The organism is Agromyces sp. Marseille-Q5079 (assembly GCF_051016555.1).
GTDB lineage: Bacteria > Actinomycetota > Actinomycetes > Actinomycetales > Microbacteriaceae > Agromyces.
Map to the genome: position 1 here is coordinate 815692 of NZ_JBPEJF010000001.1, position 10895 is coordinate 826586.

The 10895-nt window shown below is 72.5% G+C and carries 11 protein-coding genes; 7 read left to right on the forward strand and 4 right to left on the reverse strand.

The annotated features are described in order from the left end of the window. Positions 1 to 39: 39 nt before the first annotated feature. Positions 40 to 714, forward strand: a complete 675-nt coding sequence (locus ACR3IO_RS03700) for a TetR/AcrR family transcriptional regulator (protein ID WP_434069808.1) — start codon at positions 40 to 42, stop codon at positions 712 to 714. Positions 715 to 720: 6 nt separating this feature from the next. Here ACR3IO_RS03700 and ACR3IO_RS03705 read toward each other — a convergent pair whose 3' ends face one another. After that, positions 721 to 1917 carry a molybdopterin molybdotransferase MoeA gene (locus ACR3IO_RS03705; protein ID WP_434069809.1) on the reverse strand — a complete coding sequence of 399 codons (1197 nt, stop codon included), beginning with the start codon at positions 1915 to 1917 and terminating at the stop codon, positions 721 to 723. Positions 1918 to 2120: 203 nt separating this feature from the next. On the opposite strand from ACR3IO_RS03705, the gene ACR3IO_RS03710 reads away from it, so the two are divergent. Genes ACR3IO_RS03710 through ACR3IO_RS03725 form a run of 4 tightly spaced genes read left to right on the forward strand, consistent with a single transcriptional unit; the run spans position 2121 to position 4910 of the window. Beyond that, complete coding sequence (locus ACR3IO_RS03710; protein ID WP_434069839.1) at positions 2121 to 2537, forward strand: TOBE domain-containing protein; 417 nt, start codon at positions 2121 to 2123, stop codon at positions 2535 to 2537. Further along, positions 2534 to 3349 carry a molybdate ABC transporter substrate-binding protein gene (gene modA, locus ACR3IO_RS03715; protein WP_434069810.1) on the forward strand — a complete coding sequence of 272 codons (816 nt, stop codon included), beginning with the start codon at positions 2534 to 2536 and terminating at the stop codon, positions 3347 to 3349. The genes ACR3IO_RS03710 and modA overlap by 4 nt, the downstream gene beginning before the upstream one ends. Next, entirely contained in the window at positions 3349 to 4167 is an 819-nt protein-coding gene (modB, locus tag ACR3IO_RS03720) for a molybdate ABC transporter permease subunit (RefSeq protein WP_434069811.1), read from the forward strand. The genes modA and modB overlap by 1 nt, the downstream gene beginning before the upstream one ends. Beyond that, positions 4164 to 4910, forward strand: a complete 747-nt coding sequence (locus ACR3IO_RS03725; protein WP_434069812.1) for an ABC transporter ATP-binding protein — start codon at positions 4164 to 4166, stop codon at positions 4908 to 4910. The genes modB and ACR3IO_RS03725 overlap by 4 nt, the downstream gene beginning before the upstream one ends. A gap of 48 nt (positions 4911 to 4958) precedes the next feature. Here the strand turns inward: ACR3IO_RS03725 and ACR3IO_RS03730 are convergent, their stop codons facing one another. The 3 genes from ACR3IO_RS03730 to ACR3IO_RS03740 form a co-directional block, all read right to left on the reverse strand. Next, the gene (locus ACR3IO_RS03730; RefSeq protein WP_434069813.1) at positions 4959 to 5441 is read right to left on the reverse strand and encodes a SixA phosphatase family protein; all 483 of its coding nucleotides are present in this window, start codon (positions 5439 to 5441) and stop codon (positions 4959 to 4961) included. Then, positions 5438 to 6448 (reverse strand): arginase family protein, encoded by a 1011-nt coding sequence (locus tag ACR3IO_RS03735; protein ID WP_434069814.1) that lies wholly within the window; start codon positions 6446 to 6448, stop codon positions 5438 to 5440. Before ACR3IO_RS03735 ends, ACR3IO_RS03730 begins: the two co-directional genes overlap by 4 nt. A 143-nt stretch (positions 6449 to 6591) precedes the next feature. Beyond that, positions 6592 to 7587 (reverse strand): NAD-dependent epimerase/dehydratase family protein, encoded by a 996-nt coding sequence (locus ACR3IO_RS03740; RefSeq protein ID WP_434069815.1) that lies wholly within the window; start codon positions 7585 to 7587, stop codon positions 6592 to 6594. Between the two features lie 115 nt (positions 7588 to 7702). Between ACR3IO_RS03740 and fdhD the strand changes: the two genes are divergently transcribed. Together fdhD and ACR3IO_RS03750 are read left to right on the forward strand one after the other, a co-directional pair. Next, on the forward strand, positions 7703 to 8554 hold the full coding sequence (gene fdhD / locus ACR3IO_RS03745; RefSeq protein ID WP_434069816.1) for a formate dehydrogenase accessory sulfurtransferase FdhD: 852 nt from the start codon (positions 7703 to 7705) through the stop codon (positions 8552 to 8554). Beyond that, positions 8551 to 10833, forward strand: a complete 2283-nt coding sequence (locus tag ACR3IO_RS03750) for an FdhF/YdeP family oxidoreductase (protein ID WP_434069817.1) — start codon at positions 8551 to 8553, stop codon at positions 10831 to 10833. Before fdhD ends, ACR3IO_RS03750 begins: the two co-directional genes overlap by 4 nt. Positions 10834 to 10895: the final 62 nt, after the last annotated feature.

Here is a 10895-nt window from a genome sequence, read left to right on the forward strand (position 1 = left end):
CTGTGGCCTTCGTGTGAAACCGGGGGTTGAATGAGAGTCATGGCCGAACCCGAGGTGCCCGCGGCGACGGCGACGCGGAGCCGTGAACGCACGAGGCGCAAGCTGCTCGACGCGGCGGCCCAGGTCTTCGCCGAGGTCGGCCTCGATGCGGCATCCGTCGAAGCCGTCTGCGACCGGGCCGGCTTCACCCGCGGCGCGTTCTACTCCAACTTCGAGTCGAAGGACGAGCTGTTCCTCGAGCTCTCGGGCATCGTGGCGGGCGAGCGCGTCGAGGCGGTGCGATCCAGGGTCGGCCAGCTCGAGGAGGAGGGCGGGTTCGACACCCGGCCTGCCAACGCGTTCGCCATCATCGAGCAGGTGCTCGACGTCTCAGCCGACGACCGGCTCGGCGTGCTCCTCATGAGCGAGATCCGCATCCACGCCCTGCGCAACCCAGACCTCGCCGCGGCCTACCTGCAGCAGGAGGCCGAGATGCAGCGCGGCGTCGCCCAGATCGTGTCCGACATCGGGCGCGCCAAGGGCATCGAGTTCCGCGTCTCGTCCGACGAGGCCGCGCGCATCATGCTGCTCGTCTGGGAGGGCGCGGCCGTGCGCGCCGCCATGGCCGGCGTCGACGCCGAGGAGCTGCGACGCCGCACGAGCACCGAGCTCGCGCTCGTCGCCCAGCTCACGATCGTCGACCACCCCGAGCCGCAGCCGGAGTCCCGGCCGTAGCCCGGGTCAGAGCGCGATCGTCTCCACCGATTCGCCGGCCGCGAGCTCGATGACCTCCTCGGGCACGACGATCAGCAGGTCGGATGCCGCGAGCGCCGCGACGAGGTGCGAACCGGGTCCGCCCACGAGCACGGCGCGGCCCTCGGCATCACGGCGGCCGCGCAGGTACTGGCGACGCCCGGCGACGGACACGAGGGGTTCGGCCAGCACGAGACGGTCGACGGATGCCGCGGGCCGACCCGAGATCGCCCGCAGCGTCGGCGCGACGAAGAGCTCGAACGAGAGCTGCGCACTGACCGGATTGCCCGGGAACCCGATCACGGGCATGCCCCGGTAGGCTGCCGCAGCCTGCGGGCCGCCGGGTTGCATCGCGACGCTCCCGACCCACGCGCCGAGCGGCTCGAGGAGTTCGCGGACGACCTCATAGGCACCCTTGGAGACGCCCCCGCTCGTGATGACGAGCTCCGCGCCCGCCGCGCGAGCGGCGTCGAGCTCGTCGCGGAGGCGGTCGACGTCGTCGCGCACGCGGGCCTCGTGCACGACGATCGCGCCCGCGGCCTGCACGGCCGCTGCGAGCGCGACACCGTTCGCGTCGGGGATCTCGCCGGCGCCGAGCACCTCGCCCGGCGCGACGAGTTCGCTGCCGGTGCTGATCACCGCGACGCGCACGCGCTCGCGCACGAGCAGCTCGGTGATTCCGGAGGCCGCCGCGGCCGCGAGGTGCCGGGAGCCGAGCAGGAGCGCGGGCGGCAGCACGTCGTCGCCGGCGGCGAGATCGGAGCCGGCCTCCCGCACGTACTCGCCGGCCGCCCTGGCCCGGAGGATGCGGACGGAGTCGCCGTCCTCGGCCTCCGTGTCCTCCACGGGCACGACCGCGTCGGCGCCCTCGGGCACCTGGGCGCCGGTCATGATGCGCACCGCGGTGCCCGGCTCGAGCGCGAGCGGCGCGCCGGGAGCGGCGGCGACCTCGCCCGAGATCGACAGCGACACCGGCGCCCCGGCGACATCCGCGGCCCGCACGGCGAAGCCGTCCATCTGGGAGTTCCGGAACGGCGGCAAGGCGATGGGGGACTCGACCGGCGACGCGGTGATGCGACCGAGCGCCTCGCCGAGCGCGACGCGTTCGGTGGGTCGCGCGCCGAGGCCCGAGAGCAGCGAGCGCACGAACGACGCGTGCTCCTCGACGCTCACGCGCGCGCTCATCGGTGCGCGCCGATCGAGTGAGGTGCGGACGGTGCGGCGGCCATGCGGGTCATCCCCCGATTCTCGCAGGCGCATCGATCGTGCGGGCGGTTCCGGCACACCAGCCGAGCCTTGAGACGATCGCGATCGTGTCGCGATGTGGAATATTGTTTCCGCGTCAGCCGCGAGAGTAGTCTGATGGTTCCGCGAATACGGGAGAGATGATGACACAGTTCCGCATCAGCGAAGCCGCCGCCCTGCTGGGGGTGAGCGACGACACCGTGCGCCGCTGGGGCGAGCACGGGCGGATCGCCCTCACCCGCGGCGCGAACGGCATGCAGGTCGTCGAGGGCACCGACCTCGTCGAGCTCATGACCGAGCACGCGGGCGGCAACGCGCTGGCCGAGGCCTTCCCGCTCGCCCGCACGTCGTCGCGCAACCGCTTCATCGGGCTCGTTACCGCGGTACACCGCGATGGCGTGATGGCGCAGGTCGAACTCCAGGCGGGCCCCTTCCGCGTCGTCTCGCTCATGAGCCGCGAGGCCGCCGACGAGCTCGGCCTCGAGCCCGGCGTGCTCGCCGCCGCGACCGCCAAGGCGACGGTCGTCTCGATCGAACGACCCCAGGGAGTGCACGAGTGACCCGGCCCGTCCGAACCACCGCAGCCGTCGCGGCGACGCTGTTCTTCACGCTGTCGCTGGCCGGCTGCGCGACGAGCGCGTCGAACGGCGACGGCACCGCCTCGGCGCCCGCCACGGAGTCGTCGACGCAGGCCCTCGAACCCGCCGACATCACCGTGCTCGCGGCCGCCTCGCTCACCGAGGCGTTCGACGACCTCGCGACGCAGTTCGAACAGGTCAACCCGAGCGTCTCCGTCACCGTGAGCTACGGCGGTTCCGGCGCACTCGCGACGCAGATCATCGAGGGCGCCCCCGCCGACGTGTTCGCCTCGGCCGCCGAGCCTCCCATGCAGCAGGTGGTCGATGCCGGTCTCGCCGAGAACCCCGAGGTGTTCGCCACGAACTCGCTCGAGCTCGTCGTGCCCGCGGGCAACCCCGCCGGCGTGACGGGCCTCGACGACCTCGCGAACCCCGACCTGCGCATCGCCCTCTGCGACGAGTCGGTGCCCTGCGGCGCGGCATCCGCAGAACTGCTCGCGAACGCCGGCGTCACGGCGGCGCCCGACACGCTCGAGTCCGACGTGAAGGCGGTGCTCACCAAGGTCTCGCTCGGCGAGGTCGATGCGGCGCTCGTCTACCGCACCGACGTGGAGGCTGGCGGCGATGACGTCGAGGGCATCGAGGTCGACGGCGCGGCCGCGGTCGTGAACCGCTACCCCATCGCCGCGCTCACGGGTTCGGGCGCACCCGAGGCGGCCGCGGCATTCGTGGCCTTCGTGACCGGCGACGCCGGCCGCGAGACGCTCGACGCGTACGGATTCGGCACCCCGTAGTGGCCCGAGCAGCAGCACGCATCACCGGGCGACTCGCCTGGCCGATCACCGCGGTCGCCGTCGTGGCGCTCGCGGTCCTCGTGCTGCCGCTCGTCGCGCTCGTCGTGCGGGCACCGTGGGCCGAACTGCCCGAACTCCTCGCGAGCAGCGCGGTGCTCGAGGCGCTCGTGCTCTCGTTCGGCACCGCCGTCCTCGCGACGGCGATCTGCCTCGTGCTCGGCATCCCGCTCGCGGCGCTCATCGCGCACGCCGAGGCGTGGCCGACGCTCTCCCGTCGGCTGCTCAGGGCCGCGGTGACCGTGCCGCTCGTGCTGCCGCCGGTCGTCGGCGGCATCGCCCTGCTCATGCTCCTCGGTCGCCGGGGCCTCGTCGGCGAGTGGCTCGACCGCGCATTCGGCGTCACGATCCCGTTCACCACGGGCGCGGTCGTGATCGCCCAGGTGTTCGTCGCGCTGCCCTTCCTCGTCTTCGCGGTCGAGGGTGCACTGCGTTCTTCAGACCGCCGCACCGAGCTCGCGGCGGCGACGCTCGGCGCGTCCCGCTGGCAGGTCTTCCGGCACGTGACCCTGCCGCTCGTCGCCCCCGGCGTGGCGGCGGGCGGAGTGCTCTGCTTCACGCGCGCCCTGGGCGAGTTCGGCGCGACCATCACCTTCGCGGGCTCACTGCCCGGCACCACCCGCACCCTCCCGATCGCGAGCTACCTCGCGATGCAGACCGATCCCGACGAGGCCGTCGCCCTCGCCCTGCTGCTCCTCGCCGTCTCGATCGCCGTGCTCCTCACGCTCCGCGACCGCTGGCTCCCCGGAGCGACCGCATGACGGGCCTCGATCGGGCGACGGATGCCGCGGGCCCGCGCCCGGGGCTGCGAGTCGACGTGTCGCTCAGCTATGGCGCGACCCGCATCGCGGCGGCGTTCGACGTGCAGCCGGGGCATCCGCTCGCGATCATCGGACCCAACGGCGCTGGCAAGTCGAGCCTGCTCGCCGCCGTCGCCGGGCTCGTGCCGCTCGATGCCGGCACCGTCTCGATCGGATCGCGACGTGTCGACGCCCTGCCGCCCGAGCGACGCCGGGTCGGCGTCGTGTTCCAGGACTACGTGCTGTTCCCACACCTCAGCGTGCGCGACAACGTCGCGTTCGCGGCGCGCATGCGCGGCTCCCGCACCGCCGCGCGCGCCGCCGCCGAACCGTGGCTCGAGCGCTACGACCTCGTCGCGCTCGCCGATCGGCTGCCGTCCGAGCTCTCGGGCGGGCAGCGCCAGCGCGCCGCGCTCGCGAGGGCACTGGCTGCCGAGCCCGACGTGCTCCTGCTCGACGAGCCGATGTCCGCGCTCGACGTCGAGGTCCGCGACGAGATGCGCGCCGAGCTCGCGACGCACGTGCGCGACTTCGGCGGCGCCACGGTGCTCGTCACGCATTCCCCCGCCGACGCAGCGAGGCTCGCCGACTCGGTGCTCGTGCTCGAGCGCGGCGTCGTCACGCAGCGCGGGACCCTCGACGAGCTGCGCGCGGCACCGGCCACGCCGTACGTGCGGCGTATGCTCGCGGCGTCCGAGGCCTGAACCGGGGCGGAGTGCATCGCTCCTGCCGGGGATGGACCGGCCAGGACGCTACCGGGGCGTGTCGAACCTCGTCGCGATCGGCGGCTCGAACTCGATCTCGGCCCATTCGTCGATGTCGAAGTCGAGGCCCAGCACGGCGCAGGTCGGCATCTCGCCGACCGATTCGGTCAGGTCGAAGGCGAAGTCGGAGATCCCGGGGTTGTGCGCCACGACCATGACGCGGCCGAGCTCGCCGTCGAGTTCGCCGATCACGCGGAGGATCGTCTGCGGCGACGACCCGTAGAGGCGCTCGTCGAGCGTCACGGATGCCGCGTCGAGGCCGAGCCCCTCGGCGATGAGGCCGGCCGTGGTGCGCGCCCGCAGCGCCGTGCTCGACACGATCAGGTCGGGCACCTCCCCGCGCTCTCGCAATCGCCGGCCCATCTCGGGTGCGTCCCGGAGGCCGCGATCGTTGAGCGGGCGATCGTGGTCGGCGAGGCCCGGCTGCCCCCAGTCGGACTTCGCGTGCCGCACGAGCGTGAGCGTCTTCATGCGCCGAGTCTGCCACCCTCCACCGTCGGCCGCGCGGTGAGGCCCGCCACGAACTCGAGCACGCACAGCGCGGCGAGTCGCACGGTGCGCTGGTCCGCCGCATCCATCGTCGCGTCGATCTCGACCAGGTCGGCGCTGCGCACCCGGGCGTCGGATGCCGCGGCGCGAACCAGCGCGCGGAGCTCCCACGCCGCGATGCCGCCGGGCACCGAGGCGGGGCAGGCCGGTGCGACCGCGCGGTCGCAGACGTCGACGTCGACGTCGAGGTGCACCGGACCGCCCGCGGACCCGGCGACGGCGAGCGCCTCGGCCATCACGTCGGAGGGGCTGCGGCGGTGCAGCTCGTCGCGGTGCACGACCGTGATGCCGAGGCCTGCCGCGCGCCGGGCGTACGCCGCGGAGTTCGCGAAGTCGGCGATGCCGATCTGCACGATGCGCGCGGGGTCGAGCCCCGCTTCGACGAGCCGCCGCACGGGCGAGCCGTTGGAGACGCCGTCGCGCAGGTCGTAGTGCGCGTCGATCGTCACGAGGCCGGCACGGTCGAGGTCGTCGCCCCAGGCGCCGAGCGCGGTCGCGACCGTCACCGAGTTGTCGCCACCGAGGGCCATCAGCGTGCTCGATCGCCCGATGGCGCGCGCCGCTGCGGCCCGTGTCCGCGCCTCGCCCTCGGGGCCGTCGGGCTCGTGGATGTCGCCGCCGTCGGCGATGACGAGGTCGGCGAGGTCCCGGATGCCGCGGGCGAGGCTGTCGACTGTGACCTTGCCGGCCGCGACTCCGGTCGCGCCCCCATCCGCACCCGACCGATCCGGCATGAGCGCGGGGCTGTACCGCCGCAGCGCGTCGCGGATCGCGCCGGGCGTCGCGTGCGCCCCGGTGGGCGACAGCGACGTCCGCCAGGCGGGCACGCCCAGCAGGACGAGGTCGACGGATGCCTCGGGCGAGATCGCGTCGAGCATGGACCACGCCCCGGCGCGGGGCCATTCGGGGTCGTGCGAGAGCTTCGGCATGCCTGAACGCTACCGATCGGAGGTCCGTCGCCTCGACGTGTCGGATGCGGTCGTCGTCTGCGATCCCGGACGCCGCCCGCGCACCCCGCGCACCCCGCGCACCCCGCGCACCCCGCGCACCCCGCGCGAGCGGATCCGACGTGTCAGGCGGTCAGGGTTGCGAGCAGTTCGGCCTCCCTGGCCGCGGTGAGGCCGGCGCCCCGGTCCCGATCGAGTCCCTGCTCGCGCTCCCACGCGAGCGTCTCCGCAAGCAGTTGCCCGAGCGGGCGCACGCGAAGGCCCTCGCGCTTCGCGGCCGCGTTCGACCGGTCCAGGAAGGCGTTCCACTCCGGATCCGCGATCCAGAGCGGCAGCGAATCGGGCCCCGACCACTCGACGACGCCCTGCTCGCCGAGCCAGCCCGTGTCGATGGCGACGACGTCGCCGTCGTACGCGGCGGCATCCCTTGAGCCGTCGAGCCAGGCGCCGAACGTGGTTCGATCGCCGACCGCGTTGAACACCCCGGTCAGCCGGCGCTCGGCCGAGTCGAGCGTGAACCGCACGAGGTCGTCGACATGGATCGCCTGCGCCGCGGCATCGAGGATGTCGGGCACGAGGACCGGACCGCCGTCCCGCGCGGCTCGCGCCATCCTCGCGACCCAGTACCCGCTGCGCCCCGATGCGTCTCCGGGCCCCGCGATGAGGCCCGGCCTGATCGTCAGGAAGCGGTCGCCGAGGGTCTCCCGGTACGCCTGCTCGATCGCCGACTTCGCCTCGCCGTAGGTCTCGGGCGTCGACTCGTCCGACGCGAGCGGCGGCAGCAGCGCCGCCGATTCGTCGGCACCCGGCTCGTCATGGCGCGCGTACACGTTGCACGAGGAGATGAACGTCCAATGGCGCGCCGTATCCCCGAGCGCAGCGACGGCCGCACGGGCGTAACCGGGCTGGCGGGTGACATCGATGACCGCGTCCCAGTCACGCCCGGCGACGGCGTCGTACGCCCCCGGCTCCGAGCGATCGGCGCGCACGAGCTCCGTCCCGGCGGCAACGCTGCCCGCCTCGCCCCGGGCGAGGCAGGTCACCCGATGCCCGCGGGCCGCCCCCTCTGCCGCCAACGTGCGTCCGAGCCATTGCGTGCCACCGAGAACGAGCAGGTCCATGCCGCCATCACACCACAGGGCGGATGCCGCGCACCTCCGTGTTCACGCACCGCGAACCCGTCAGTTCGTCTCGGATCGCATCCCGTGCAACGCCCGCCGTGGTAGGCAGGTAGGCATGGGCAGGATCACCGCGCGGACGCGGGTCACACGAATCACGGTCGGCGGCCGCACGGCGCAGCGAGACGACGTCGTCGCGGTCGAGGAGCCGCTCGAGATCCGCGTCGGCCGCAGCCCGCTCGCCGTCACGATGCGCACGCCAGGCCACGACGTCGACCTCGCGGTCGGCTACCTCGTCTCCGAGGGGGTCATCGTCCGAGGCGACCAGGTCGCGTCGGCCATCCACTGCGCCGGCCCCGACGGGGAGAACACCTACAACGTCCTCGACCTGACACTGGCATCGGGGGTTTCCCAGCCGGATGCCTCGCTGCAGCGCAGCCTCATCGTGTCGAGTGCGTGCGGCGTGTGCGGCAAGGCCAGCATCGAGGCCGTGCACACCCGCACCGCGTACCCCATCGACGACGACCTCGAGGTCGAGGCCGAACTGCTGGCGACCTTCCCCGACCGGCTGCGCGCGGGGCAGGAGATCTTCGAGAAGACGGGCGGCCTTCACGCTGCCGCCCTGTTCGACGGCCGCACCGGCGAGATGATCGTGCTCCGCGAGGACGTCGGCCGGCACAACGCGGTCGACAAGGTGATCGGCTGGGCCGCGCGCGAGGGCATGCTCCCGCTCCGCGGCCTGGTGCTGCAGGTGTCCGGGCGCACGAGCTTCGAGCTCACGCAGAAGGCGTCGATGGCCGGCATCCCGGTGCTCGCGGCCGTCTCGGCGCCGTCGTCACTCGCCGTCGAGCACGCCCGCGACGCCGGTATCACGCTCGTCGGCTTCCTCCGGGGTCCGTCCATGGTGGTCTACTCCGGCGCCGAGCGCATCGTCGAGTCGGCGAAGACTGCGACGGCGGTCCGCGCATGACCGAACCCGCCGTCGACCCGTACCCCGACCTCGAGGTCGGCCGCCCCAAGGACTGGGCCGTCGGCGTCCCCGGCATCCTGCACTCCATGGAGCCGGCTCTCCACCGCATGGGCATCACGCGAACCACCCGACTCGCCCTCGCGATCAACCAGCGCGACGGATTCGACTGCATGAGCTGCGCGTGGCCAGACCCCGGCCACCGCAACGTGCTCGAGTTCTGCGAGAACGGCATGAAGGCGACCACCTGGGAGGCGACTCCGGTCACCGTCCCGCGGTCGTTCTGGGCTGAGCACTCGCTGACCTCGCTCCTCGACCGCAGCGAGTACTGGCTCGGGCAGCAGGGGCGGCTGACCGAACCGGTGCACAAGGCCGCCGGCTCCGATCACTACGAGCCGATCACGTGGGATGCCGCGTTCGAGCTCGTCGCGAACCGCTTGAACGGGCTCGACAGTCCCGACCGGGCCGCGTTCTACACGAGCGGCCGCGCCTCCAACGAAGCGGCGTTCCTCTATCAGCTGTTCGTCCGCGCCTTCGGCACGAACAACCTGCCCGACTGCTCGAACATGTGCCACGAGTCCACGGGCACCGCGCTCACCTCGACGATCGGCATCGGAAAGTCGACGATCGCCTACGACGACTTCGCGAAGGCCGATCTCGTGATCGTCATGGGCCAGAACCCCGGCACGAACCATCCGCGCATGCTCTCCGCCCTCGAGGAGACGAAGCGCAACGGCGGACGTGTCGTGTCCGTCAACGTCCTGCCCGAGGCCGGGCTCGTGCGCTACAAGAACCCGCAGCGCGTCCGCGGCGTCATCGGCAAGGGCACGGTCATCGCCGATCGCTTCCTGCAGATCCGCTCCGGCGGCGACATGGCGCTGCTCCAGGCAGTATCCAAGCGCGTGCTCGACGCCGAGGCGGCATCCCCCGGCACCGTGCTCGACCACGCGTTCCTCGCCGAGCACACGACCGGGCTCGAGGAGTTCCGCGCGCATCTGGCCGGCCTCGACGAAGCCGCGGTCCTCGCGGCCACCGGCCTGCCGGTGGAAGACGTCGACGCCCTCGCCGCCGAGTACCTCGCGGCCGACCGCGTCATCGTCACGTGGGCGATGGGCCTCACTCAGCAGAAGAAGGGCGTGGCGACGATCAGGGAGATCGTCAATCTCCTCCTCCTGCGCGGCAACATCGGCAAGCCGGGCGCGGGGGCATCACCCATCCGCGGACACTCGAACGTGCAGGGCGACCGCACCATGGGCATCTGGGAACGGATGCCCGAGCGGTTCCTCGCCGCCCTCGAGCGCGAGTTCGCGTTCCCAGTACCGCGCAAGCACGGCGCCGATGCGCTGCAGACCGTGCACGGACTCCGTGACGGCGACATCGACGTCTTCGTCGCGCTCGGCGGCAACTTCGTCGGCGCGATCTCCGACACGGCCGCCGCCGAGGCCGCGATGCGCGGCGCGAAGCTGACCGTGCAGGTGTCGACCAAGCTCAACCGGTCGCACGTCGTCACGGGGGAGGAGGCGCTCATCCTCCCGACGCTCGGCCGCACCGAGATCGACCTCCAGGGCGGCGTCCCGCAGTTCGTCTCCGTTGAAGACAGCGTCTGCGCGGTGCACGCGAGCCACGGCGCGATTCCGCCCGTCGCCCCCGACCTCCTCTCCGAGGTCGCGATCGTCTGCCGGTTGGCCGCCGCAACCGTTCCAAGCCGAGCGGATGTCCCGTGGCGGGCGTTCGAGGGCGACTACGACCTCATCCGCGAGCGGATCTCACGCGTGATCCCGGGCTTCGAGTCGTACAACACCGACATCCGGCGCAAGGGCGGATTCATCCTCCCCAACGGACCACGCGACGAACGCAGATTCGACACCGCGAGCGGACTGGCCGAACTCACGGTGAACGAACTCGAGCACCTCGACCGGCCGGCCGGCCGGCTCATCCTGCAGACCCTGCGGTCGCACGACCAGTTCAACACGACGATCTACAGTCTCGACGACCGATACCGCGGCATCAAGAAGGGTCGGGACGTCGTGTTCGTGCACCCCGACGACATCGCCGAACTGGGACTCTCCGATGGCACGCGTGTCGACGTGATCAGCGAGTGGCCGGGGCACGCGGACCGGGTGCTCCCCAACCAGCGGGTCGTCGCATATCCCACCGCCCGCGGATGCGCCGCGGCCTACTATCCCGAGGCGAACGTACTCGTCCCCCTCGAGAGCGCCGCCGAGGAATCGAACACCCCGGTCTCCAAGGCCGTCATCGTCCGACTGGTCGAACGCACCTGAACCCGTGGGCGCCGGCGGGCCGGGCGAGGTTCGTGCTTGTCTGCTTCGTCCCGCTCGCTTGG